This window comes from Luteimonas terricola (genome assembly GCF_004352845.1).
Taxonomy (GTDB): Bacteria; Pseudomonadota; Gammaproteobacteria; order Xanthomonadales; family Xanthomonadaceae; genus Luteimonas; species Luteimonas terricola.
The window spans coordinates 308,977-332,455 of record NZ_SJRX01000002.1; the positions used below are offsets into that span (position 1 = coordinate 308,977).

22 protein-coding genes and 1 tRNA gene are annotated in these 23,479 nt (G+C 69.0%); 8 read left to right on the top strand and 15 right to left on the bottom strand.

The annotated features are described in order from the left end of the window. Nucleotides 1–9: 9 nt before the first annotated feature. The 5 genes from E2169_RS06145 to E2169_RS06160 all read right to left on the bottom strand — a co-directional run bounded on the left by E2169_RS06145 (nt 10) and on the right by E2169_RS06160 (nt 5,228). Entirely contained in the window at nt 10–741 is a 732-nt protein-coding gene (locus tag E2169_RS06145) for a LytR/AlgR family response regulator transcription factor (protein WP_132985739.1), read from the bottom strand. Next, entirely contained in the window at nt 738–887 is a 150-nt protein-coding gene (locus E2169_RS14225) for a hypothetical protein (protein ID WP_165942343.1), read from the bottom strand. Before E2169_RS14225 ends, E2169_RS06145 begins: the two co-directional genes overlap by 4 nt. A gap of 94 nt (nt 888–981) precedes the next feature. Beyond that, nucleotides 982–1,650 (bottom strand): alpha/beta hydrolase, encoded by a 669-nt coding sequence (locus E2169_RS06150; protein ID WP_132985740.1) that lies wholly within the window; start codon nt 1,648–1,650, stop codon nt 982–984. Nucleotides 1,651–1,782: 132 nt separating this feature from the next. Continuing rightward, the gene (gene mdoH / locus E2169_RS06155; RefSeq protein ID WP_132985741.1) at nt 1,783–3,705 is read right to left on the bottom strand and encodes a glucans biosynthesis glucosyltransferase MdoH; all 1,923 of its coding nucleotides are present in this window, start codon (nt 3,703–3,705) and stop codon (nt 1,783–1,785) included. Then, the gene (locus tag E2169_RS06160; RefSeq protein ID WP_188726129.1) at nt 3,693–5,228 is read right to left on the bottom strand and encodes an OpgD/OpgG family glucan biosynthesis protein; all 1,536 of its coding nucleotides are present in this window, start codon (nt 5,226–5,228) and stop codon (nt 3,693–3,695) included. Before E2169_RS06160 ends, mdoH begins: the two co-directional genes overlap by 13 nt. A 152-nt stretch (nt 5,229–5,380) precedes the next feature. On the opposite strand from E2169_RS06160, the gene E2169_RS06165 reads away from it, so the two are divergent. After that, entirely contained in the window at nt 5,381–6,625 is a 1,245-nt protein-coding gene (locus E2169_RS06165) for a TerC family protein (protein ID WP_132985742.1), read from the top strand. Nucleotides 6,626–6,634: 9 nt separating this feature from the next. On the opposite strand, the gene E2169_RS06170 is transcribed toward E2169_RS06165, so the two are convergent. Genes E2169_RS06170 through E2169_RS06180 form a run of 3 tightly spaced genes read right to left on the bottom strand, consistent with a single transcriptional unit; the run spans nt 6,635 to nt 12,491 of the window. Beyond that, a complete protein-coding gene (locus E2169_RS06170) occupies nt 6,635–8,086 on the bottom strand; it encodes an efflux transporter outer membrane subunit (RefSeq protein ID WP_132985743.1) in 1,452 nt (483 codons plus the stop codon). After that, entirely contained in the window at nt 8,079–11,234 is a 3,156-nt protein-coding gene (locus E2169_RS06175; protein ID WP_132985744.1) for an efflux RND transporter permease subunit, read from the bottom strand. Before E2169_RS06175 ends, E2169_RS06170 begins: the two co-directional genes overlap by 8 nt. A gap of 6 nt (nt 11,235–11,240) precedes the next feature. After that, entirely contained in the window at nt 11,241–12,491 is a 1,251-nt protein-coding gene (locus E2169_RS06180) for an efflux RND transporter periplasmic adaptor subunit (RefSeq protein ID WP_132985745.1), read from the bottom strand. 157 nt (nt 12,492–12,648) lie between these two features. On the opposite strand from E2169_RS06180, the gene E2169_RS06185 reads away from it, so the two are divergent. After that, a complete protein-coding gene (locus tag E2169_RS06185; protein WP_165942344.1) occupies nt 12,649–13,290 on the top strand; it encodes a TetR family transcriptional regulator in 642 nt (213 codons plus the stop codon). 72 nt (nt 13,291–13,362) lie between these two features. On the opposite strand, the gene E2169_RS06190 is transcribed toward E2169_RS06185, so the two are convergent. Then, a complete protein-coding gene (locus E2169_RS06190) occupies nt 13,363–13,956 on the bottom strand; it encodes a YceI family protein (RefSeq protein ID WP_132985747.1) in 594 nt (197 codons plus the stop codon). Nucleotides 13,957–14,260: 304 nt separating this feature from the next. Here E2169_RS06190 and E2169_RS06195 point away from each other — a divergent pair, with 304 nt between their 5' ends. The 3 genes from E2169_RS06195 to E2169_RS06205 are packed head-to-tail and all read left to right on the top strand — an operon-like array spanning nt 14,261 to nt 16,125. Further along, nucleotides 14,261–14,968: a pirin family protein gene (locus E2169_RS06195; RefSeq protein ID WP_132985748.1), complete on the top strand. Its 708-nt coding sequence runs from the start codon at nt 14,261–14,263 to the stop codon at nt 14,966–14,968. Between the two features lie 13 nt (nt 14,969–14,981). After that, complete coding sequence (locus E2169_RS06200; protein WP_132985749.1) at nt 14,982–15,560, top strand: cytochrome b; 579 nt, start codon at nt 14,982–14,984, stop codon at nt 15,558–15,560. A gap of 1 nt (nt 15,561) precedes the next feature. Next, complete coding sequence (locus E2169_RS06205; protein ID WP_132985750.1) at nt 15,562–16,125, top strand: YceI family protein; 564 nt, start codon at nt 15,562–15,564, stop codon at nt 16,123–16,125. A 28-nt stretch (nt 16,126–16,153) separates the two neighbouring features. On the opposite strand, the gene E2169_RS06210 is transcribed toward E2169_RS06205, so the two are convergent. Further along, nucleotides 16,154–17,053, bottom strand: a complete 900-nt coding sequence (locus tag E2169_RS06210) for a pirin family protein (protein ID WP_132985751.1) — start codon at nt 17,051–17,053, stop codon at nt 16,154–16,156. Between the two features lie 230 nt (nt 17,054–17,283). On the opposite strand from E2169_RS06210, the gene E2169_RS06215 reads away from it, so the two are divergent. Both E2169_RS06215 and E2169_RS06220 read left to right on the top strand, forming a co-directional pair. Then, the gene (locus E2169_RS06215; protein WP_132985752.1) at nt 17,284–17,676 is read left to right on the top strand and encodes a hypothetical protein; all 393 of its coding nucleotides are present in this window, start codon (nt 17,284–17,286) and stop codon (nt 17,674–17,676) included. Between the two features lie 27 nt (nt 17,677–17,703). After that, nucleotides 17,704–19,035 carry an XVIPCD domain-containing protein gene (locus E2169_RS06220; protein WP_132985753.1) on the top strand — a complete coding sequence of 444 codons (1,332 nt, stop codon included), beginning with the start codon at nt 17,704–17,706 and terminating at the stop codon, nt 19,033–19,035. A 35-nt stretch (nt 19,036–19,070) separates the two neighbouring features. On the opposite strand, the gene E2169_RS06225 is transcribed toward E2169_RS06220, so the two are convergent. The 3 genes from E2169_RS06225 to fabA all read right to left on the bottom strand — a co-directional run bounded on the left by E2169_RS06225 (nt 19,071) and on the right by fabA (nt 22,045). Then, the gene (locus tag E2169_RS06225) at nt 19,071–20,183 is read right to left on the bottom strand and encodes an alkene reductase (RefSeq protein WP_132985754.1); all 1,113 of its coding nucleotides are present in this window, start codon (nt 20,181–20,183) and stop codon (nt 19,071–19,073) included. Nucleotides 20,184–20,321: 138 nt separating this feature from the next. Beyond that, complete coding sequence (gene fabB / locus E2169_RS06230) at nt 20,322–21,530, bottom strand: beta-ketoacyl-ACP synthase I (protein WP_132985755.1); 1,209 nt, start codon at nt 21,528–21,530, stop codon at nt 20,322–20,324. After that, on the bottom strand, nt 21,530–22,045 hold the full coding sequence (gene fabA / locus E2169_RS06235) for a 3-hydroxyacyl-[acyl-carrier-protein] dehydratase FabA (protein WP_132985756.1): 516 nt from the start codon (nt 22,043–22,045) through the stop codon (nt 21,530–21,532). The genes fabB and fabA overlap by 1 nt, the downstream gene beginning before the upstream one ends. Before the next feature lie 203 nt (nt 22,046–22,248). Here fabA and E2169_RS06240 point away from each other — a divergent pair, with 203 nt between their 5' ends. Next, complete coding sequence (locus E2169_RS06240; protein WP_132985757.1) at nt 22,249–22,590, top strand: YnfA family protein; 342 nt, start codon at nt 22,249–22,251, stop codon at nt 22,588–22,590. A gap of 67 nt (nt 22,591–22,657) precedes the next feature. Here E2169_RS06240 and E2169_RS06245 read toward each other — a convergent pair. Together E2169_RS06245 and E2169_RS06250 are read right to left on the bottom strand one after the other, a co-directional pair. Beyond that, nucleotides 22,658–22,733 (bottom strand) — tRNA-Ile (locus E2169_RS06245). Between the two features lie 137 nt (nt 22,734–22,870). Further along, nucleotides 22,871–23,248, bottom strand: a complete 378-nt coding sequence (locus E2169_RS06250; protein ID WP_132985758.1) for a hypothetical protein — start codon at nt 23,246–23,248, stop codon at nt 22,871–22,873. Nucleotides 23,249–23,479: the final 231 nt, after the last annotated feature.

Here is a 23,479-nt window from a genome sequence, read left to right on the forward strand (position 1 = left end):
CTGCGCCGCTCAGCGCTCGCGCAGCATCTCGCGCAGCGGCGCCGCGCAGCGGCGGCTGACCTCCAGCGGCTGGGCGCCGTGGCGGAGGATGGCGTGGACGTGGCCCTCGGGGTCGCGCCGGAGTTCGACCAGTTCGTGGCGGGCCACCAGGCAGTTGCGGTGAATGCGCAGGAAACGGTCGCCGAACTCCTCCTCCAGCGACTTCAGCGACTCTTCGATCAGGTCCTCGCCGCGGGCGTGGTGCACGACCACGTACTTCTCCTCGGCCTGCAGGTAGTGCACGTCCTCGATCGGGATCAGGCGCAGGCTGCCGCGCAGGCGCGCGCAGAGATGGGTACGGCGCTTGCCGGCGCCGCCCTCGCCGCGGCCGCGCTCCAGTCCCGCTGTGAAAGTGCGCACGCGTTCGAGCGCCGCCTCGAGGCGCTCCGGGCGCACCGGCTTGACCAGGTAGTCGACCGCGGCGGCGTCGAAGGCCGACAGCGCGTGGGCGTCGTAGGCGGTGCAGAACACCACGGCCGGGCGCGGTTCGAAGGCGGCCAGGTGACGGGCGGCCTCGAGGCCGTCGATGCCGGGCATGGCGATGTCCAGCAGCACGAGGTCGGGTTCGTGCTCGGCGCAGGCCTGCAGCGCGGTGCGGCCGTCGCCCGCCTCGGCGACCACGTCGATGTCGGCGTGCGCGGCCAGCAGCGTGCGCAGGCGCTCGCGTGCCAGCGGTTCGTCGTCGGCGATGACCACCTTCATGGCGTCCTCCTCAGCGTCGCCAGCGACAGCTCCAGCCCGCAGGCATAGTAGCCCGCGTCCCAGCCGCAGGCCATGCGCGTCCGCGGGCCGAAGGCATAGCCCGGACGATGGGCGATGCTGCGCTGCGCGTGGCCGGCGGCGTGCACGCCAACTGCGCGATGCCAAGCATCGCCGCAAGCCGCGGCAACCGGCACAGGTCGGACAGCCACGGCTCGTCGGCGCGCGCCTGGCCCATTGTCCTCAGCCCGCCGCGAACCGCTGCGAGAGCCAGTCCCCGAGATCGCGGATCTCCTCGGCGCAGACCGAATGCGGCATCGGATAGCCGTGCCACTCGACCTCGAAGCCGAGTTCGCGCAGCAGCGCCGCGCTCTGCTGGCCGGCCTGGAACGGCACCACCGGATCCTGGCTGCCGTGGCCCATGAACACCGGCGGCTTCCCGGCGCCGGCGACCAGCGCCTCGCGCGCCTTGTGTGCGGAGGGCATGTACGTGGACAGCGCGACCAGCCCGGCCAGAGGCTCGGCGCTGCGCAGGCCTGCAGCCAGCGTGACCGCGCCGCCCTGCGAGAAACCCGCCAGCACCACGCGGGAGCGCGGCACGCCGCGTTCGACTTCCCGGGCGATGAGCGCCTCGACCTGCGCCGTCGACTCGGCCACGCCGGCCTCATCGGCGCGATTGGCCAGGTCGGTGTCGACGATGTCGTACCAGGCCCGCATCGGCACCCGGTTGTTGATGGTCACCGGACGCAGCGGCGCGTGCGGGAACACGAAACGCAGCGCCGGCCAGTCGCGACGCAGCAGCTCGGGCACGATCGGCACGAAGTCGCTGCCGTCGGCGCCAAGGCCGTGCAGCCAGACGATGCTCCATGCCGGGTCCGGCCCGGTCTCGCGTTCAATGCATTCCAGCAGCATGGCAACCCTCTACGCACCTGGCGCGCCATTATGCACAGGCGCACCAGGCGGGCCGCCACGCAGCTGCCGGGCCAGGGGCGAATCACGGCACACGCCATGCGGCTTCGATGACGATCCTGCTGCGGTGGCGGGTCAGTCCGTCGTACGTGCGCGCGCTGCGCGAAGCTCGACCGCGCGCACCAGCACCGGCGGCGGCACCAGTTCTTCGGGGGTGGCGAAGATGCGGTGCCTGCGCAGCCACTGGCCGGCGACGCGCGACGCGCCCAGGGCCACGACGGGGACTGCCAGCAGCAGGCCCAGCACCACCGGCGACATCCACGCGGCAAGCGCTGGCGACACCATCCAGGCGGCCACGCCGGCCACGGCGCCGGCAAGCGTCAGCCCGCCGTACAGGCGCAGCAGTTCGCGCAGCGGTAGCGTGCCGTCGTCGCGCCGCTGCGACTCCCAGCCCGAATCCTTGCCCGCCAGCACCTCGGCCACGCCGCGCGACTGCACCCACATCGTCACCGGCGCCATCAGCGCGGCCAGCAGGGTTTCCAGCAGCACGCCGGCCGCGATGCGCAGCGCGCCGCCGCAGCCGCGGCGCATCGGCGGGTCGACGACCGTGGCGAGGTAGCCCATCAGCTTGGGCGCCAGCAGCATCGCCATGGTCACGATGAACACACCGATGAAGCGCGCGCTGTCCTGCTCGCGCCAGTACGCCGTGGGCGTGAAGCCATCAAGCGAAAAATGGCCCCACGAAAACCCCGCGTGCAGCAGCGGGATCGACACGCCGACCAGCATCAGCATCGCCCACATGGGCGCGGTGAAGTAGTGGCCGATGCCGATCAGCAGGTGCCAGCGGCTGACCCAGTGCAGGCCGCGCGCGGGCAGCACGGCGCCGTGCTGCAGGTTGCCCTGGCACCAGCGCCGGTCGCGCACCAGCATGTCGGTCAGCGAGGGCGGCCCTTCCTCGTAGCTGCCGCCGAGGCCGGGGATCATGTGCAGCGCCCAGCCGCCGCGGCGCATCAGCGCGGCTTCGACGAAGTCGTGGCTGAGCACGGTACCGGCGAAGGGCTTCACGCCGGCCAGCTGCGGCAAGCCCGCGCAATCGGCGAAGGCGCGGGTGCGGATCATCGCGTTGTGGCCCCAGTAGTTGCTCTCCGCGCCGTGCCACCAGGCCACGCCGTAGGCGATCACCGGGCCGTAGACGCGGCCGGCGAACTGCTGCATGCGCGCGAACAGGGTGTTGCCGTTGACGATCACCGGCAGGGTCTGGATCAGCGCGACGTCGTCGTGGCGCTGCATCGCCGCGGCCAGGCGCACGATGGTGCCGCCGTCCATCACGCTGTCGGCGTCGAGGATCAGGAACTGCGGCCAGGCCCCGCCCCAGCGCCGCACCCAGTCGGCGATGTTGCCGGCCTTGCGTTCGCTGTTGTCCTCGCGCAGGCGGTAGTACACGCGCGCTTCCGCACCCAGGCGTTCGCGCAGCGCCGCGAACGCGGCGGCCTCGGCGGCCTGGATGTCCGGCCTGCGGGTGTCGCTGAGCACGAAGAAGTCGAAGCGGTCCAGCTGTCCGGTGGCGGCCAGCGATTCGTGCATCGCCTGCAGCCCGGCCACCAGGCGCTCCGGATCCTCGTTGTAGATCGGCATCAGCAGCGCGGTGCGCGTGGACAGCGCCGGCAGCGGACCGTGCGCACTCATGCCCATGCGCAGCGGACGCCGCTGCAGCAGCAGCACGAAGCCGGCGATGGCGCCGACGAAGGCCTGCACGATCCAGGCGAACAGGGCGACGAACAGCAGCAGCAGCGTGCCTTCCAGCGGATCGATGCCGTCACCGCGCAGCAGCCACCACATCTGGTAGGTGGCGATGAGGGTCAGCAGCGCCGCACCACCGATCACCGCGAAGCGGCGCCAGGCCATGTTCGGCGGCGTGGTCGGGCGCGTCGGATTGGCGACCCGGCCGTGGTCGAGCGCCTGCACGCGCATCTCCAGCGGAGACTCCGGGGGAAGCGGCGGCAGCGACGGGGCGTCGGCCCCCGCACGAGGGCTCCGGTGCGCGCTCAAGGCGTCCATCTCGACAGCCAGGTTTCGGACAGACGCCCGCCGTCGCCCTCCAACCACAGGCGCATCTCGACGGCGGCCGCATCGCCGGGCTCGAGTTCGAAGCCCACGCGCCAGCCACCGGTCTCCGGATTGCGATAGGCGACCGCATTGCGCAGCGCGCCGACGTTGTCCGACGCCTGCACGCGCACGGCACCATCGACAGCGGGCAGCGCGCCGCCGGCGAAGTCGACCAGGTACTGGCGGCCCCCGGTCCGGTCCAGCGCGCCGCTGCGCGTCGCCACGACGCGCGCAAGCGACGGGTTCCAGTCGTGTTCCGCCGCCCAGTGCAGGCGGTAGCGCCAGCGGTGCTCGCGGCCGGCGGCCAGCGGCGCGCGCGGGCGCCAGAATGTGACGATGTTGTCGGCGTACTCGTTGTCGGTCGGGATTTCGAGCAGGTGCACCTCGCCCTCGCCCCAGTCATCCAGCGGTTCGACCCAGCAACCGGGACGCCGCTCGTATCCGGCTTCCAGATCCTGGTAATCCTCGAAGCCGCGCTTGCGCTGCATCAGTCCGAAACCGCGCGGGTCGCGATCCTGGAAACCGCTGTGCTCGACGGCGCGCGGATTGCGCAGCGGGCGCCAGGCCTGCTCGCCGCTGCCGGCCAGCAGCGCCAGGCCGTCGGAGTCGTGCACAGCGGGGCGCGGATCGTCGATGCGCGCGCGGTCGTGGGCGTCGAACTCGTACATGCTGGTCAGCGGCGCGATGCCGGCCGCCATCAGGTCGACGCGGGGATGCAGGCGCGCATCGACCTCGAACACGGTCTCTGTGCCGGGCACGATGACAAAGCGGAAGGCGCCGGCGACGCTGGGCGAATCCAGCAGCGCATGCACGACCACGTGCCGGGCGCCGGGCGCAGGCGTCTCCAGCCAGAACGCGCGGAAGACGGGGAACTCCTCCGGCGCGGGATCGCCGCTGCCCAGGGCCAGGCCGCGGGCCGACAGCCCGTAGCCCAGGCCGCGCGCGACCGCGCGGAAGTAGCTGGCGCCGAGGAAGGCGGCGATTTCATCCGGCGGCGGGCCGGCCTGCGTACTGCCGCCGTCCTGCAGCCAACCGTGCAGGCGGAAGCCGGCAAAGCCGAGGTCGGTGCCATCCGCCGGTGCCGGCACGCCGTGGTCGAAGCGGAACAGCGAGGGCGAGTACGCGAACGGCCGGCTGCGCCCACCCTCGACCACGTGTATTTCCACGCGCTCGCGGAACATGTAGCCGCGATGGAAGAACTGCGCCTCGAAGCCGCTGCCCTCGCCGTGCCACAGCGCACGTTCGGGCCGGTAGCGGTAGTCGCGATAGCGGTCGTAGCCGATGTCGGCGAGCGCGGCCGGCAGTTCGCGCGTCGGCGGCCGGTACGCACTCGCGGCAAGCGCCGCCGCCAGCGCCGGCACGGTGTCGTCGTCGAAGGTGGTGCCGCGCTGCGTGGCGGCGGCGATGGAACGGCCGGGCAGCGCCGCGGCTACCGGCAGCGCCAGGCCCGCCAGCAGGAGTTGTCGTCGGTGCAAGGCGATCGCCGGGTAACAGGAGGATGGCGGCGGAATATAGCGCGCGCCCGGCGGGCCATTTCACGCGCGGATAACGAATGGAGCCACGCACGTGATGCAGGCGCCACGCATGGCATGACATGCTTTTGCAGGTAAACGCCCACGGGACGCCAATGCCGACAACCACCCCTCTCGTCTGGGAGGCCACGATCGCACTGATCATCGGCCTGCTCGCATTCGACTACTTCTTCCACGTGCGCAAGGCGCACGCGCCAACCCTGCGCGAGGCCGCGATCTGGTCGGCGCTGTACGTCGGCATCGCCCTGCTGTTCGGCGTTGCGGTCTGGACCTGGGGCGGGGCCGACATGGGCGCGGAGTACTTCTCCGGCTACATCACCGAGAAGGCGCTGTCGATCGACAACGTCTTCGTGTTCCTGGTGATCATGACCAGCTTCAAGGTCCCACGCGAGAGCCAGCAGAAGGTGTTGCTGTTCGGGATCACCTTCGCGCTGATCGCGCGCACGGTGTTCATCCTGCTCGGCGCCGCGATGATCGAGCGCTTCTCATGGGTGTTCTACCTGTTCGGCCTGGTGCTGCTGGTGACCGCGGGCAACCTGCTCGCGCCCGACGACCACGACGAGGACAAGCCCAATATCGTGGTCCGGCTGGTGCGGAACCTGTTCCACGCCAGCCCCCGCTACGACGGCGACAAGCTGTTCACCACCTGGCAGGGCAAGCGCGCGCTGACGCCGATGCTGCTGGTGATGCTGGCCATCGGCGGCACCGACATCCTGTTCGCCTTCGATTCGATCCCGGCGATCTTCGGGCTCACGCAGAACGTCTTCATCGTATTCACCGCCACCGCCTTCTCGCTGCTCGGCCTGCGCCAGCTCTACTTCCTGGTCGGCGGCCTGCTCGAGCGCCTGGTCTATCTTTCGCTGGGCCTGGCGGCGGTGCTGGGCTTCATCGGCATCAAGCTGGTGCTGCACGCCCTGCACGAGAACAGCCTGCCGTTCATCAACGACGGCCAGCCGGTGCCCGTGATCGAAATCAGCACCTGGACTTCGCTGGTGGTCATCGTCGCGGTGCTCGCGCTCACGGTGGTCGCCTCGCTGACGAGCCCGAAGGGCAAGGCCAAGGTGGCCGTCTCGGCGCTGCGTGCGCGCGTGGCCGACTACCTGTCGCTGGGCGACGATGCAGCGGCCACGCTGCGGCAGAAAGTGTTCGACGAAATGGGCGAGGCCCAGCGGCGCGTCGACGCGCTGGAGCCGCGCTTCAAGGCCATGGTCAAGCGCCCCGACGTGCTGCAGTACGACCTGCGGCGCGCCCATGAGGCGCACGCCGTGGCCATCGGCGACGCCATCGCGCACCACGACCTGGGCCTGCCGCCGCCGCCCGAGGGCGACGACGGGGACTGAGGCCGGGGCTCAGCCCCCCGTGGCCTGCGCGACCGGTGCGACGCTGTCCTCGCGCCAGCCGCCGCCCAGCACGCGGTACAGGGTCACGCGGTTGGCCTGCTCGGCCAGGCGCGTGGCCACCAGCGCCTGCTGCGCACCGTAGAGCGTGCGCTGCGCGTCGAGCGCGACCAGGTGGCTGTCGACTCCGGCCTCGTAGCGGGCACGCGCCAGCCCTTCGGCACGGGTTGCGGCATCGACCAGGTCCTGCTGCGCGCGTACCTGCTTCGCCAGCGACTCCGACGACACCAGCGCGTCGGCCACTTCGCGGAAGCCGGACTGGATCGCCTTCTCGTACTCGGCAAGCGCGATGTCGCGGTCGGCCGTGGCCATGCCCAGGCTGGCGCGCAGGCGCCCGCCCTGGAAGATCGGCAGGTTGAGGCGCGGGATGAAGCTCCAGACCCGGGTGCCGCTGTCGAACAGGCCCGACAGTTCATCGCTGGCCGAACCGATGCTGCCGGTCAGGCTGATCGACGGGAAGAACGCCGCGCGCGCCGCGCCGATATTGGCGCTGGCGGCCAGCAGGCGGTGCTCGGCGGCGATCACGTCGGGACGACGCAGCAGCACGTCCGCATCCAGACCCGCGGGCACCGCGGCGATGCCGGTGACCGCATCGACGCGGGCGTCGGCGGCGGGCAGCAGCGAGGCGTCCACCGGCGCGCCGGCCAGCAGGTCCAGCGCATTGCGGTCGCGGGCCACCTGGCCCTTGAGGCGCTCGACGTCGGTACGGGCAGTGGCGACCTGGGTGCGCACCTGCTCGACCTCCAGCGCGGAGGTCGCGCCCAGCGCGTGGCGCTTGACGGTCAGGTCCAGCGTCTGCAGGTAGGTCTCCATCGCCTGCTCCGACAGGCGCAGCTGCTCCTGGTCGGCCGCCAGCGTCAACCAGGCGGAAGCGACTTCCGCCACCAGCGAGAGCTGGGTGGCACGCTGCGCCTCATCGGTGGACAGGTATTGCTGCAGCGCCGCTTCGCCGAGATTGCGCACGCGGCCGAACAGGTCGAGTTCGAACGCGGCCAGGCCGATGCCCGCGGTGTAGGCCTCGGTCACCGGCCTGTCGCCACCCTGGCGCACCATTTCCACCTCGGCGCCGATCGAGGGCAGGCGATCGGCGCGCTGGATGCGGTACTGCGCCCGCGCCCGCTCGACGTTGAGGATGGCCACGCGCAGATCGCGGTTGTTGTCCAGCGCGAGTCCGACAAGCTGCTCGAGGCGCGGATCGGCGAAGAAGTCTCGCCAGCCGATGTCGGCCATCGGCAGCGCCGACGCCTCCGCCGCGGATTCCGCATCCGTGGGCGTCACTTCCGGCAGCGGCCACTCGGCCGGGATGCCCGCCTGCGCCTCCGGCGTGGCGGGAACCAGGGTGGCGCAGCCGCTGGCGGCAAGGACCGCCGCCAGGGCCAGGGTCAGGCATGCATGCTTACGCATCGTCGGTGACTCCTTCCGTCGCGGCCTTGTCGGCCTTGCCGCCGAAGACCTTCTGGATCACGACGAAGAACAGGGGAATGAAGAACACGCCCAGCAGGGTGCCCACCACCATGCCGCCGACCACGCCGGTGCCGATCGCGCGCTGCGCGCCCGAACCCGCGCCGGTCGCCAGCGCCAGGGGCAGCACGCCCAGGCCGAACGCCAGCGAAGTCATGATGATCGGGCGCAGGCGATCACGCACGGCCTGCATGGTCGCGGCGATCAGCTCCATGCCGCTTTCCAGGTTGGCCTTGGCGAACTCCACGATCAGGATCGCGTTCTTGCTCGTGAGTCCCACCGTGGTCAGCATCGCCACCTGGAAATACACGTCGCGTTCCATGCCCAGGAGGGTGTTGGCCAGCACCGCGCCGAGGATGCCCAGCGGGGCGACCAGCAGCACCGCCGTCGGCACCGTCCAGCTTTCGTACAGCGCCGCCAGGCACAGGAAGATGATCAGCAGCGACAGCGAGTACAGCAGCGGCGTCTGCGATCCGGACTCGCGCTCCTGGTAGGAGACGGCCGTCCATTCGATGCCGAAGCCCGCCGGCAACTGCTCGGCCAGACGCTCGATCTCGTCCATCGCCTCGCCCGAGGACAGGCCCGGCGCGGCCTCGCCCTGGATCTCCACCGACGGCACGCCGTCGTAGCGCTCCAGCCGCGGCGAGCCGTAATCCCAGTGCGAGCTGCCGAAGGCCGTGAACGGCACCATGTCGCCGGCGGAGTTCTTCACCGACCAGAGGTTGAAATCCTCGGGCGTCATGCGGAACGGCGCATCGGCCTGGATGTAGACGCGCTTGACGCGGCCACGGTCGATGAAGTCGTCGATGTACTGACCGCCCCAGGCCGCGGCGAGCGTCGCGTTGATCGCGTCCTGCGACAGGCCCAGCGCGCCGGCCCTGGCCACGTCCACGTCGATGCTCAGCTGCGGCGTGTCCTCCTGGCCGTTCGGCCGCACGTTGGCCAGCAGCGCACTCTCTCCGGCCAGGCCAAGCAGCTGGTTGCGCGCCGCGATCAGCGCATCGTGGCCCTGGCCGCCGTTGTCCTGCAGGTAGAACGAGTAGCCGCTGGCAATGCCGAGCTCCGGCATGGCCGGGGGGGCGAACACGAAGATGGAGGCGTCCTTGACCTGGCTGAGCGCGGCCATGCCGCGGCCGGCCACGGCCTCGGCGCTGAGCTCGGGATCGGTGCGTTCGCTCCAGTCCTTGAGCTTGACGAAGGCGATGCCCATGTTCTGGCCCATGCCCGCGAAGCTGAAGCCCTGCACCGCGAACACCGACTCGACCGCGTCGGGCTCGGTCTCGAGGAAGTGCTTCTCGAGCGCCGCGATCGACTCCAGCGTGCGCTCCTGGGTGGCGCCGACCGGCGTCTGGATCATCGCCATCAGCACGCCCTGGTCTTCGTTGGGCAGGAAGGAGCTGGGCAGGCGCATGAACAGCAGGCCCATCACCAGCGCCAGCGCCGCGAATACGGCCATGAACCGCCACGGGCGGCCGAGGATGCCGCGCACGCCGCGCTGGTACTTGCTGCTGGTGCTTTCGAAGCCGCGGTTGAACCAGCCGAAGAAGCGCGCGAACCAGCCGGTGCCGCTGTCATGGCTTTCACCCTTCTTCAGCGGCTTGAGCATGGTCGCGCACAGCGCCGGCGTCAGCACGATGGCGACCAGGACCGACAGCGTCATCGCCGAGACGATCGTCACGGTGAACTGCCGGTAGATCACGCCGGTGGAGCCGGACATGAAGGCCATCGGCACGAACACCGCCGACAGCACCACGCCGATGCCGACCAGGGCACCGGTGATCTGGTCCATCGACTTGCGCGTGGCCTCCAGCGGCGAGAGACCTTCCTCGCTCATGATGCGCTCGACGTTCTCCACCACCACGATGGCGTCGTCCACCAGCAGGCCGATCGCCAGCACCATCGCGAACATGGTCAGCATGTTCACCGAGAAGCCCAGCGCGGCGAGCACGCCGAAGGTACCCAGCAGCACCACCGGCACCGCGATCGTCGGGATCAGGGTGGCGCGGAAGTTCTGCAGGAACAGGTACATCACCAGGAACACCAGCACGATCGCCTCGAGCAGGGTCATCACCACGCCCTTGATCGACACCTGCACGAAGGGCGTGGTGTCGAACGGCACCACCGCCTTCAGGCCCGGCGGGAAGTAGGGCTCGAGCTCGGCCAGGGCTTCCTTCACGCCTGCGGCGGTGTCTAGCGCGTTGGCACCGGTGGACAGCGAGATCGCGACGCCGGTGGCCTGCTGGCCGTTGTAGCGGGAATCGAACTCGTAGCTCTCGGTGCCCATCTCGACGCGCGCGATGTCCCCGAGCCGCAGCGCGGAGCCGTCGGGGTTGGAACGCACGATGATGTCGCGGAACTGCTCGGGGGTCTGCAGCCGGTCCTGGGCGTTGATGGTCGCGTTGAGCTGCTGGCCGTCGACCGCCGGCGCGCCGCCGAGGGAACCGACAGCGACCTGCGCGTTCTGGGCCTGGATCGCGGCGGTGACTTCCGGGATCGAGAGCTGGTAGGTGTGCAGCCTGTTCGGGTCCAGCCAGATGCGCATGGCGTACTTGCCGCCGAACACCTGGATGGTGCCTACGCCCGGTACGCGGCTGAGCGGGTCGACGATGTTGGCGCCGACGTAGTCGGAGATGTCGACCTTGTCCATGCTGCCGTCTTCGGACACGAAGCCGATCACCTGCAGGAAGCTCGACGTCGACTTGCTGACGTTCACGCCCTGGCGCTGGACCTCCTGCGGCAGCAGCGGCATCGCCAGCTGCAGCTTGTTCTGGACCTGGACCTGGGCGATGTCGCCGTCGGTGCCGGTCTCGAAGGTCATGGCGATGGTCGCCATGCCGTTGGACGACGACTGCGAGGAGAAGTACATCAGGCCGTCGAGGCCCTTCATGTTCTGCTCGATGATCTGGGTCACCGAGTCTTCGACCACCTTGGCCGAGGCGCCGGGGTAGGTGGCGCGGATCTCGACGCTGGGCGGCGCCACGGTGGGATACATCGACACCGGCAGGCTGAAGATCGACAGCGCGCCGGCGAGCATGATGATGATCGCGATGACCCACGCGAAGATGGGCCGGTCGATGAAGAAGCGTGCCATCGGGGCTTACTCCTGCACTGCCGGAGCGTCGGCGGCATCGGCCGCGTCCGCGTGGGCGGCATCGGCCACCTCGGCCGTGTCAGCCGCATCGGCGCCGGCCGAAGCCGACGTCGCGGCTGGCAGGCGCGGCGCCCCGGCTTCCGCGGTCACCTCGACCTCCGCGCCGGGGGCGATCTTCTGCAGGCCCTCGACCACCACGCGGTCGCCCGCAGCCAGGCCGGACTCCACCAGCCACTGGTCGCCGATGGTCTGGCTGACCACGACCGGCCGCTGCTCGACCACGCCCTCGGCGTTGACCACCAGCACGGACGTGTTGCCCTTGGGATCGCGGGCCACGCCCTTCTGCGGCACCAGCAGCGCGTTGTTGCGCACGCCGGCGCCCAGCATCGCGCGCACGTACATGCCGGGCATCAGCACGTGGTCGGGGTTGGGCACCTCCACGCGCAGCGCGTAGCTGCCGGTGCTCGGGTCCACGGCGACTTCGGAGAACTTGAGGTTGCCCGGGTGCGCGTACTCGCTGCCATCCTCGAGCTGGATCTTCACCGGCATGCCCTCGGTGCTCTGCAGGCTGCCGTCTGCGAGCGAGCGCCGCAGGTCCAGGAGCTCGGTGCTGGACTGGGTGAGGTCGACATGGATCGGGTCGAGCTGCTGCACCGTGGCCAGCGCGGCAGGCTGGTTGGCGGTCACGAGCGCGCCCTGGGTGACGCTGGACTTGCCGATGCGGCCGCTGATCGGGGACGTGATGCGTGCAAAGCCAAGGGTCACGTTGGCGGCATCGAGCGCGGCGCGCGCGGCGCCGACGTCAGCCTCGGCCTGGCCAAGCGCAGCGACGGCATTGTCGTTGTCCTGGCGGCTGACCGCGTCGACCTCCACCAGTTCGGCGGTGCGCTTCGCGGTCAGGCGGGCCGCCACCAGGGTGGCCTCGGCGCGCTTCAACTGCGCGCGCGCGCTGTTGGCGGTGGCGCGGTAAGTTGCGTCATCGATCTGATACAGCGGCTGGTCGGCCTCCACCAGGGCGCCTTCGGTGAACAGCCGCTTGGCCACGATGCCGCTGACCTGCGGCCGGACCTCGGCCACCAGCCACGCGCTGGTGCGCCCGGGCAGCTCGCGGGTGATGGTCACCGGACGGGCTTCGAGGGTGGCCACGGTCACTGCGGGCTTTGGCGGCGCCCCGCCCTCCTGGCCACCGCCACAGGCGGCGAGCGCGAGGACGAGGACGGCAAGCAAGGGGTAGGCACGGCGGAGGGTCGTGGTCATGGGGGCAGCCTTGGTGGGATCCAGAAACGGAATGCCCAGCGACCGGTGTTCGAATGAACGGCGTCGGCGCTGGGCATGGGAAGCGAACCGGCGTATCATACATACACGGATGTATGTTGGTCAAAAGATTGTTCAGCTGGCGATACAGGAGACGTTAATGGCGCGCAGGACCAAAGAGGATGCACAGACCACCCGCGAGGGCATCCTTGATGCGGCCGAGGACTGTTTCCGCGAGAACGGCTTGTTCCGCACCAGCCTGGAGGCCATCGCGGCCAAGGCCGGCGTGACCCGCGGCGCCGTCTACTGGCACTTCAAGAACAAGGCCGAAGTGCTGGAGGCGATGATCAACCGCGTGACCGTGCCCTTCTTCCACGGCCTGGAGCACGTCTCGCGGCCCGATGGCACCACCCCGCTGCGAGACCTGCGCGAGATGATGCGCCAGTCCTTCGCCGACCTCGTGCACAACCCGCGCGTGCGCAGTGCGCTCGAAGTGATCGAACTGCGCTGCGAGGTCCCGGTCGAGGACGATGCGGTGACCGTGCTGCGCAAGACAGGCATGCGCAAGACCCACGCCCGCATCACCGCGGCGTTCAAGCGCGCGGAGGCACTGGGCCAGCTGCGCGAAGGCCTGCAGGCCGAAAGCTGCGCGCGCAGCCTGCACTTCATCATCGGCGGCGCGCTGCGCTTGCACCTGCTCGATCCCGAGACCGTCGACCTCGAGCGCGACGGGCTCGCCGCGGTCGACCTCGCGCTGCAGGCCATCGCCCGCGAGCCGCTGCAGTTTCCCGACGCCAGCTGACCCCCGCGTCCTGACGCGACAAGGCCGCCGCACCTCGCGATGCGGCGGCCCCGGGTGGTGCGTGCGCGGGGTTTACTCGCCCTGCTTCGGCACCGCGGCTTCGGTGGTGATGCGCAGCTGCACCTCGTCGCTGACGTAGGGCGCGTTCATGCCCAGGTCGAAGTCGGTGCGCTTGAGCGTGGCCACGGCGTCGAAGCCGGCGGCCGGCTGGCTGGTCATCGGGTGGGTGTCGATCTTGTTGATGGTGGCGTCGAGCACCACCGGCCTGGTGATGTCCTTGATGGTGAGGTCGCCGGTGATCTTCAGCTTGCCTTCGCCGGCGGATTCCACGGCGGTGCTCTTGAAGGTCGCCTGCGGGAACCTGGCGACGTCGAAGAAGTCGTCACTCTTCAGATGGTCGTCGAAGGCCTTCACGTGCGAGGACAGGCCCGCCAGCGGCAGCACGACCTCGACGCTGGACGCGGCGACATTGTCGGCGTCATAGGTGATCGTGCCTTCGACCTGGCCGAAGTGCGCGATCGGGTTGGAGAAGCCGAGATGGTTCCACTGCGCGATGACGTCGGTATGCGTCGGGTCGATGGTATAGGTGACCGGAGCGCAGAAGGCGTAGGCAGACGCGGCGAGCAGGCTGACGGCAAGGGCGCCGCGGGAAAGACGGTTGATCATGGGATGCTCCGGATGGCTGTATGAATGGAATGGGTCGAACAGGCCGGCACGGTGATCCGTCGACCGGGACGCACAGCATATCGTTCTGATTTCGATTGGAAATAGGTCGAATTAGAACAAATGATCGCATTTATGGAACGAATGGCGCTTTGCCGGCGTCATTGGATCTTTCACTGAAAGAATGGCCATTGTGCTGACAATAGAACAATGATGGCTAATTTAGAATGTTTATCCTGAAATCAAACGCAATCAGACTGGGCTCCAACGCGGCACCGCCGCCTCACGGACTACGGAGCAAGCACCCATGATCACTCTGCGCCCCGCCCACGAACGCGGCCACGCCCAACACGGCTGGCTGGACTCCTGGCACAGCTTCTCCTTTGCAGATTACCGCGATCCCCGCCACGTGCACTGGGGCCCGCTGCGGGTCATCAACGAAGACCGCGTGCAGGGCGGCCAGGGCTTCGGCACCCATAGCCACAGCGACATGGAGATCATCAGCTACGTGCTCGACGGCAGCCTGGCGCACAAGGACTCGATGGGCAACGCCGCCAGCATCGTGCCCGGCGAAGTGCAGCGCATGAGCGCCGGCACCGGCGTCACCCACTCCGAGTACAACCACGAAGCCGACCGGAGCACGCACTTCCTGCAGATCTGGATCATCCCCGACACCATGGGCAGCGCGCCCGGCTACGAGCAGAAGCACTACACCGAAGCCGAGAAGCGCGGCCGCCTGCGCCTGGTCGCCAGCCCCGACGGCAGCGACGGCTCGGTGCGCATGCAGCAGGACGCGCGCATGTATGCCGGTCTGTTCGACGGCGACGAGAACGCCGCGCTGGACATCGCCCCCGGCCGCCTGGCTTATGTGCACGTGGCGCGCGGCACCGCGACGGTCAACGGCCAGAGCCTGTCGGCCGGCGACGCCCTGCTGTATGCCGACGAGCCGCGCGTGGACATCGCCCGCGGCAACGGCGCCGAGATCCTCGTGTTCGACCTGCCACGCCTTCAATAAGACGGAGCTTCACATGCAACTGCGCAATTCCGCCGACCGCTGGGGTCCAGTCAGCATGCTGCTGCACTGGGCCATCGTGGCGCTGATCGCCTGGATGGCCTGGCGCGGCCTGACCATGGTCGACATGCCGCCGACGCCGGCCAAGATCAACGCCTATGCCCTGCACAAGTCGCTGGGCCTGACCCTGCTGGCGCTGGTCGCGCTGCGCCTGGCCTGGCGCCTGTTCGCCGGCGCGCCGAAACCGGTGCCCGGCACGCCGACCTGGCAGGAACGCATCGCCGGCGCCACGCACGTTGCCCTGTACGTGCTGCTGTTCGCGATCCCGCTCAGCGGCTGGGTGTTCAACTCGGCCTCGGGCTATCCACTGCAGTGGTTCAAGCTGTTCAACCTGCCGTCGATCGCCGGGCGCAGCGAAGACCTCGCCGCGCTCGCCATCCAGGTGCACGAGTACGGCTTCTGGCTGCTGCTGCTGCTGGTCGTGATGCACGCCGGCGCCGCCTTCTACCACCACCTCTTCCAGGGCGACGACACCCTGCGGCGCATGCTGCCCGCGCTGCGTCGCACCCCCGCCAAGCAGACTCCGGAGCACTGACATGACCATCCGCAACCGCAGCCTTTCCCTCGCGCTCGCCACCGCCCTCGTGGCCGCCGCCGCGCCCGCCGTCGCCGCCGACTACGTGCAGTCCTCGGGCGCCCTGAGCTTCGCCAGCGAATACCAGGGCGAAACCTTCGTCGGCCTGTTCCCCGACTTCAGCAGCACGCTGAGCTTCGACCCGACCGCACCCCAGGACGCGAAGCTCGACGTCACCATCCCCCTGGCCACGGCGGATTCGAAGAACGGCGACCGTGACGGCACGCTCAAGACCGCCGACTTCTTCAACGTCGCGAAGTTCGCGCAGGCACGCTACACCGCCAGCGGCTTCCGCAGCCTGGGCGACGACCGCTACGCCGCCGACGGCACCCTGGAACTGCGCGGGATCAAGAAGCCGGTCACCCTGACCTTCACCTGGACCCCCGGCGACCGCCCCGTGCTGACCGGCAACGCCACCGTCAAGCGCCTGGACTTCGGCGTCGGCGCCGGCGACTGGGGCGACGTCTCGATCATCCCGAACGATGTCGCGGTATCGACCAAGGTGACGTTCCAGCCCAAGCCCTGATTACGGAGCACCCGCCGCCCTCCACCACTCACGACATCGGTTCTGGTTCCCGCAGCGTGCCGATCTTCGGCGGCAGCGGAATGAACTCGTCCTTGTCCAGATCGGGCAGCTTCATGCGTCCCGCCTTCCAGTCCTCGCGGGCCTGTTCGATCCGCTCCTTCGACGAAGACACGAAGTTCCAGTCGATATAGCGCGGCCCCACCGGCTCGCCGCCCAGCGCCATCACCACCGCATCGCCAAGCGCCGCGATGGTCACCGCCTTGCCCGGCTTGAGCACCGCCATGGCACCGGCTTCGATGCGCTGGCCATCGGCCTCGACCTCGCCGCTGGCCACGTATACCGCACGCTCCGGATACTCGGCGCCCAGCGATACCCGCGAACCCGCACGCAGCTGCCAGTGCACGTAGAACTGCGGCGAATCGATCTTCACCGGCGACTCCACGCCCGCCAGCCGACCCGCGATCAGGCGCCCCACGATGCCGTCGCCGTCGAACAACGGCAGTGCTTCGCTCGGGTAGTGCCAGAAGCCCGGATCCATCTCCTCGCGCTCCTCGGGCAGCGCCACCCAGGCCTGGACGCCGTCGATCGGCCCGCCCTGTCGGCGCAGCTGCTCGAAGCGCTCGGAGTGGGTGATGCCGCGGCCGGCGGTCATCCAGTTGACCTCGCCCGGATGGATCGCCTGCTCCGAGCCGAGACTGTCGCGATGCATGATCTCGCCGTCGTACAGATAGGTGATCGTCGACAGCCCGATATGCGGATGCGGGCGCACATCGGCCTCCGTCGGCAGCCCCGGCGCCAGGTCTTTGGGACCCATCCGATCGAAGAAGATATAGGGGCCGACCATGCGCCGCTTCGCATAGGGAAGCACGCGGCCGACTTCGAAGGCGCCGAGGTCGCGGCGGCGCTGCTGGATGACGAGTTCGATCATGCTGGAACCTCCGGTGGAAGCGGGTCGCAGGCGGTGTTCCCGGGATGCCCGTGGCTTGGCCGGGTGGGTCGCAAGCCGGCGGGCGGGTCGATGGTAAGCCCGATTGGATTCGTCCGGCGTTACGGAGCGCCTGCGGATTTCACCTGCTCCAGCTCGAGGCAAACACCGACTTTTGCCAGGGTGAAGGCGGTGCTAGGCTCCATGCACTGTTGAATGTCATGGAGGACGTCATGCGTTTCCGCACGATTTTTGCAGCCTGCCTGTTCTTCCTCGTTATACCGGAGACAGTGGCTCTCGAACCAGGCACCGAAGGAAGCGCGCAGTTCCCGGCCGAAATCCTGGGTGTCTGGGACGCGTATCCCTTGCCGTGCATCGACGATGGTCCTTCGGACAGTGACACGAGGATCCATTTCGAGACGGATGTCCTTCATGGCTATGAGAACAACGATGCCCTACAGTCGATCGAGGGGATTGCCGAGGAGCCCATGACTTGGCGCGTAGTGACGATTTCCGATATCGCGCCCATCGAAATCCAGGGCGAAGCGGATATCTACGTTCTGCGCAGAAACACATTGACGATCACCAACGGGGAACGGGCAGACACGTACATCCGCTGTAGGTAAAGCCACGGCATCGACAAGGAAGGTCCAATGCCTGAAGAACGCCCGAGGACTTACCAGGTCACGCAATCCGGTCGTGCGCCCCAGGGTACTTTCGTCATGAATGCTCCGGTGGCCGACCTGGACAGTCTCCACACGCATCATCCCAAGCGGAACTTCAGCGCCGGGCTCGTGTACGGCCTCCCGGTAAACGCTGAGAACACGACGACCCGGTCCTATGCAGTCGTAGGCGGTGAGTTCCAGGAAGTGCTGGACGGTCGCGTGGACAAATACCGCAGCCTCCAGCCCGACCAGGTCCTGCTGATCAAGGACTTCATCCTCGACGACATGACCGCTGCCAATACCCGGCGGGTAGACGTCCCTTCGCCGGTGGCCGGTGTCATCGGCCGCGTCGATCTTCCGAACGGCGTGGTCGACGTCCACGAAACCGCCGATGGGCCGCTCGTGGCGCGGATCCGGCATCTCGGCCCCATCGCGGTGGAGGTGGGCGATTCCGTGGCCTATGGCCAGTCGCTCGGCACGCAGAACAACATCGGCCTGGGCCCGAAGGCCGGCAAGCACGTGCACATCGAGATGGACACGCGCCACTACCAGCAGTTCGGGAACTACATGCTCGACCTCGTCGAGGGGCGCCTGCCGGTGCAGGCGGTGCACCGCGATAGCGTCGAGCCGCGCACGTTCGTCGATGACGGCGTGCAGCGCGTGGGCGAGGCCGGGGAGCGGGTGGCGGCCGTCCAGCGCGCGCTGGTCGCCGGCGGATATCGCGGCACCGGCGATGCGCCGATCGCGGTCGATGGCGTGTACCGGCTTTCGATGCAGGGCGCTGTGCTGCAGTTCCAGCAGGACCAGGGCCTCGAGCCCTCGGCAGACGTCGACGCGCCGACCTGGCGCAAGGCGCTGGATCTCACACTGGGCAAGCCCTTGCTGCCGCCGACCGTGGCCGATGAATCACCGGAGCATCCGCCGGCGGCGCAGCAAGGCCTGCTCGATCGGATCAGGGGGCGCCTTGGCGCCCTGGATCCGCCCGACGGGCCTGCCCTGTCCGGATGCGAGCGCGAACGCGTCGCCTGCTCGCTGTTGCGGCTGGCGGTCGAGCATCGTCTGGACACCGTCGACCACGTGCTGCCGGGTGGCGGCGCACCTCCGGGCTCCAGCGACGCGCGCGTGTTCGTCGTGCAGGGGCGTCTGGACGATCCCGCGCAGCGCCGGGCATGGATGCCAATGGCGGAAGCACTTGGCACTCCCGTTGCCGAGTCCGTGGCCTACCTCCGGATGATCGAAGAAGCGAGCGTCGCCATGTCCGCGCACCGGGCCGCAGTCGAGCAAGCCCAGGAGATGACGATGGCGCGGGTGGCCGTCTGAGCCTGGTCCTGTTGCGGACGCCGCGGAACTTGGCCTCAGGCCGGCTCGGCTTCCATGCGATAGGCGGGATAGTCGGTATACCCCTCCGCCGAACCGCCGTAGAAGCTGGCGTTGTCGGCCTCGGCCAGCGGCCAGCCGTTGCGCAGGCGCTCCACCAGGTCGGGGTTCGAGATGAAGGGACGGCCGAAAGCGACCAAGTCGGCCAGGCCGGCCGCGAGGTCGGACGCAGCGCTCTCGTGCGTGTAGTTGCCCGCGAGGATGAGCGTGCCGCCGGCATACGCTTCGCGGAAGGCCTTGAGGAAGCCCTCGCCGCCGCCGGCCAGGATCGCCTCGCGATTGCTGAGGTGCACGTAAGCGAGGTCCCGCGTGGCCAGCTCGCGGGCCAGCGCCAGCGCGGTGTCGGCTTCGCCATCGAAGGCCGGCATGTCGAACACGCGGTTGAACGGCGACAGGCGGACGCCCACGCGGTGGCCGCCGATGGCGGCAGCGACGGCGTCCACGGTTTCCAGCACGAAGCGCAGGCGATTGGCGACTTCGGCGCCGCCGTAGCGGTCGTCGCGCACGTTGAGTCCACCATTGATGAACTGCTCGAACAGGTAGCCGTTGGCACCGTGGATCTCGATGCCGTCGAAGCCGGCGTCGATCGCATTGCGGGCCGCGGCGACGAAGTCCGCGGTGATCCCCGCCAGCTCGCCGGCAGCCAGCGCGCGCGGCGTGCTGGCCGGCATCTGCCCTGGCGTACCGTCCTCGCGGTAGCCGAAGGCCTGCACGCCCGCGGCGACCTTCGCTACCGAACTCACCGGCGCGCGTTCGCCCGGCTGCACCGAGCAGTGCGCGACGCGCCCCACGTGCCAGAGCTGCGCGAACAGCGTGCCGCCCCCGGCGTGCACCGCGGCGGTGACTTCCTTCCAACCCTCCACCTGGGCCTTCGAATGCAGGCCCGGCGTGAACAGGTAGCCGCGCGCCTGCTCCGAGACCTGCGCACCTTCGGTGACCACCAGCCCGGCGCCCGCGCGCTGCGCGTAATAGGTCGCGGTGAGCGCGTCGGGCACGGTGCTGACGGCGCGTGAGCGGGTCATGGGGGCCATGACGATGCGGTTGCGCAGCGCCAGGCCACGCAGGTCGTAGTGGTCGAACAGTGTGCTCATGGGAGGGTCCGGTGTTCCAGTGACGTATGCGATCAATCTACGTCGCGGGCACCGCTCGCGGGTGCCCTGCAATGGAACGATGGATCCCGGACGCGCCGTGCCGCGGCGCCGTGCAGGGCCGCGGCACAACGCTGTGTATCAGACGCGCGCGAACACCAGGCTGCCGTTGGTGCCGCCGAAGCCGAAGCTGTTCGACATCACCGTGTCCAGCTTCGCCTCGCGGCTTTCGCGCACCACCGGATAGCCCTCGGCGCGCGGATCGAGCTGGTCGATGTGCGCCGAGCCCGCGATGAAGCCGTCGCGCATCATCAGCAGGCTGTAGATCGCCTCGTGCACGCTGGCTGCGCCGAGCGAATGCCCGGTCAGCGCCTTGGTCGACGACAGCGGCGGCATCTTGTCGCCGAAGGCCGCACGCACGGCCTCGAGTTCGACGATGTCGCCCAGCGGGGTCGAGGTGCCGTGGGTGTTGAGGTAGTCCACCGGCGCGTGCACCGTGGCCAGCGCGTTCTTCATGCAGCGCACCGCGCCCTCGCCGCTCGGCGCGACCATGTCGGCGCCGTCCGAGGTCACGCCATAGCCGACCAGCTCGGCATGGATGGTCGCGCCGCGCGCCTTCGCGTGTTCGTATTCCTCGAGCACCAGCATGCCGCCACCGCCGGCGATGACGAAGCCGTCGCGGGCCGCGTCATAGGGACGCGAGGCCACCGCTGGCGTGTCGTTGAAGCCAGACGACAGCGCGCCCATGGCATCGAACATGACGCTCATCGCCCAGTGCTCTTCCTCGCCGCCGCCGGCGAAGACCACGTCCTGCGCGCCATGACGGATCAGGTCCGCGGCGGCACCGATGCAGTGTGCCGATGTGGCGCAGGCCGCCGAGATCGAATAGCTCAGGCCGAGGATGCCGAACGCGGTGGCCAGCGTGGCCGACACCGTCGAGCACATCGTGCGCGGCACCATGTACGGCCCGACCTTGCGCGCGCCCTTGGCGCGCAGCAGGTCGGCGGTGGCGACCTGCCACTCGGCCGAACCGCCGCCGGAGCCGGCGATCACGCCCACCCGCGGATCGCTGACCTTGTCGGCCGACAGGCCCGCGTCGGCGATCGCATCGCGCATCGCCACCCACGCATAGGCGGCGGCGTCACCCATGAAGCGCTTGCGCTTGCGGTCGATCTCGGCATCCAGGTCGATCACCGGCACGCCGGCGACCTGGCTGCGCAGGCCGAGCTCCGCATAGGCCGGCACCGCGGTGATGCCGCTGCGTCCGTCGCGCAGCGAGCGCGAGACTTCATCAAGCTTGTTTCCAAGGCAGGACACGATGCCCATGCCAGTCACGACTACGCGACGCATCAGTTGTCCTCCAGGTCCTTGAACAGGCCCACGCGCATGCTGCGCACGACGTAGATCTCGCGGTCGTCCACGAAGGTGCGGCCATCGGCGATCACCATCGGCACCTTGCCGCGCATCACCCGGCGGATGTCGATCTCGTAGCCCACGCGCTTCGCGGTCGGCAACACCTGGCCGGAAAACTTGAGTTCGCCGCAGCCCAGCGCGCGGCCGCGGCCCGGCTCGCCCAGCCAGGGCAGATAGAAGCCGGCAAGCTGGAACATCGCGTCCAGGCCCAGGCAGCCGGGCATCACGGGATCGCCGAGGAAGTGGCATTCGAAGAACCACATGTCCGGCGTGATGTCGAGTTCGGCCTTGATCACGCCCTTGCCATAGGCGCCGCCCTCGCTGGCAATGTGGGTGATGCGGTCAAGCATCAGCATCGGCGGCGCCGGCAGGCGGGCATTGCCCTCGCCGAACATTTCACCGCGGCCACAGGCCAGCAGTTGCTCGCGATCGAGCGAAGAAGGACGCGTCATGGGACTCCTGTTCACGTACGGCCGAAGGGCCGGAGAAGACCAGCATTTTTACCACAACGGGGCGCACTGCATTGACGCAGGTCAGCGTGTCCGAGCGTGCTTTCCCCCGGGCGAAGCCAGTGCGCTTGCGTATGGTGCATGAGGCGGCCACGGAGAGCGATGACATACTCGCCAGCCGCCGTGGCGAGAACGCGTGGTCACCGATGAGCCCCTTGTTCACCCTCAAGATCGCGGCGCTGTTCGCGTTCACGGCACTGGCCGAGATCGTCGGCTGCTGGCTGGTGCTGCTGTGGCGGAAGGACGGCGGCAGCCCGTGGCTGCTGCTGCCAGCCGCGGCCAGCCTGGCGCTGTTCGCCTGGCTGCTGACCCTGCACCCGGTCGCGTCGGGCCGGATCTATGCCGCGTACGGCGGCATCTATGTCGCGACCGCGCTGGCCTGGCTGGTATGGGTGGACAGGGTCCCGCTCAACCGGATCGACGTGCTGGGCGGCGGACTGATCCTGCTGGGGGCGCTGGTGATGGTGGTCGGGCACTGGTCGCGGTGAGCAGACACTCACCGGCATTGCGGCTTCCCTGGGAAGCGACGACACGTCATGCCACCGCGCGAAGCGTTGGTGGGCCCACCAGGACTCGAACCTGGAACCAAAGGATTATGAGTCCTCTGCTCTGACCATTGAGCTATAGGCCCGCAGCGCGGATTGTAATCCGCCACTGCGCGACATAAGAAAGAATCGCGCGGCCGCGACCAGACGACGAGTGACTGGCCACGACCACGCGACACGATCCCGCGGCGGCTGACCGTCGCAGGGTTCGTCGAGTGACGGATTACATGCCGTCGTTGTTGTTCTCGCCGTCGGCGGCGGCGTTGGCTTCCTCGGCGGCGTCCTGGGCCTGTTCCGCGGCATCGGCGGCCTTCTCGGCGGCGTCGGCGAGGTCGTCGCGGCGGGTCATTTCGTCGCCCGTATCGACCTGGCCGGCAATGTGCGCGGACGCATCGGCTGCGGCGTCTGCGGCGTCGGCCGCGGCCTGGGCCGACTGCGCGGCGGCCATGTCGCCAGTGGAGGCGGCATGCTGCGCGGCCTGCTGGGCCTCGGTGGCCGACTCAGCGGCTTCCTGCGCGGAGTTGGCGGCCTGGTCGGTGTTGCTGCAGGCCGCCAGGGCCGTGGCGAAACCGAGGGCGAGGAGTGTCTTGGCAGTATTCATGGGTATCTCCGGATGTGACGCCTTGGTGCGCCGTGGGTCGCAAGATGCCCATCCGGGTGTCGGCGTCGCGCGAAGATCGCCCGTGTCGCCCGGCGCCATTCAGATGCCGATCAGCTACTCGATACTCACGGGGCCGGCGCGCGCTGCATAGGAGTAGAGCGGGACGGCCTCGATGGATCACGGGTTTCGATCGCCACTTCGAGTGGCCAAAACACGAAACCCCGCTTTCGC

Bases quoted from the DNA above. Each gene is read 5' to 3' on its own strand.
- E2169_RS06250 (WP_132985758.1), bottom strand. From the start codon at position 23,248: ATGAATACTGCCAAGACACTCCTCGCCCTCGGTTTCGCCACGGCCCTG.
- E2169_RS06145 (WP_132985739.1), bottom strand. From the start codon at position 741: ATGAAGGTGGTCATCGCCGACGACGAACCGCTGGCACGCGAGCGCCTG.
- E2169_RS06170 (WP_132985743.1), bottom strand. From the start codon at position 8,086: ATGCGTAAGCATGCATGCCTGACCCTGGCCCTGGCGGCGGTCCTTGCC.
- E2169_RS06220 (WP_132985753.1), top strand. From the start codon at position 17,704: ATGCCTGAAGAACGCCCGAGGACTTACCAGGTCACGCAATCCGGTCGT.
- E2169_RS06180 (WP_132985745.1), bottom strand. From the start codon at position 12,491: ATGACCACGACCCTCCGCCGTGCCTACCCCTTGCTTGCCGTCCTCGTC.
- E2169_RS06175 (WP_132985744.1), bottom strand. From the start codon at position 11,234: ATGGCACGCTTCTTCATCGACCGGCCCATCTTCGCGTGGGTCATCGCG.
- E2169_RS06190 (WP_132985747.1), bottom strand. From the start codon at position 13,956: ATGATCAACCGTCTTTCCCGCGGCGCCCTTGCCGTCAGCCTGCTCGCC.
- E2169_RS06200 (WP_132985749.1), top strand. From the start codon at position 14,982: ATGCAACTGCGCAATTCCGCCGACCGCTGGGGTCCAGTCAGCATGCTG.
- E2169_RS06240 (WP_132985757.1), top strand. From the start codon at position 22,249: ATGAGCCCCTTGTTCACCCTCAAGATCGCGGCGCTGTTCGCGTTCACG.
- E2169_RS06195 (WP_132985748.1), top strand. From the start codon at position 14,261: ATGATCACTCTGCGCCCCGCCCACGAACGCGGCCACGCCCAACACGGC.
- E2169_RS06150 (WP_132985740.1), bottom strand. From the start codon at position 1,650: ATGCTGCTGGAATGCATTGAACGCGAGACCGGGCCGGACCCGGCATGG.
- E2169_RS06205 (WP_132985750.1), top strand. From the start codon at position 15,562: ATGACCATCCGCAACCGCAGCCTTTCCCTCGCGCTCGCCACCGCCCTC.
- E2169_RS06225 (WP_132985754.1), bottom strand. From the start codon at position 20,183: ATGAGCACACTGTTCGACCACTACGACCTGCGTGGCCTGGCGCTGCGC.
- fabB (WP_132985755.1), bottom strand. From the start codon at position 21,530: ATGCGTCGCGTAGTCGTGACTGGCATGGGCATCGTGTCCTGCCTTGGA.
- E2169_RS06210 (WP_132985751.1), bottom strand. From the start codon at position 17,053: ATGATCGAACTCGTCATCCAGCAGCGCCGCCGCGACCTCGGCGCCTTC.
- mdoH (WP_132985741.1), bottom strand. From the start codon at position 3,705: ATGGACGCCTTGAGCGCGCACCGGAGCCCTCGTGCGGGGGCCGACGCC.
- E2169_RS06165 (WP_132985742.1), top strand. From the start codon at position 5,381: ATGCCGACAACCACCCCTCTCGTCTGGGAGGCCACGATCGCACTGATC.
- E2169_RS06185 (WP_165942344.1), top strand. From the start codon at position 12,649: ATGGCGCGCAGGACCAAAGAGGATGCACAGACCACCCGCGAGGGCATC.
- fabA (WP_132985756.1), bottom strand. From the start codon at position 22,045: ATGACGCGTCCTTCTTCGCTCGATCGCGAGCAACTGCTGGCCTGTGGC.
- E2169_RS06215 (WP_132985752.1), top strand. From the start codon at position 17,284: ATGCGTTTCCGCACGATTTTTGCAGCCTGCCTGTTCTTCCTCGTTATA.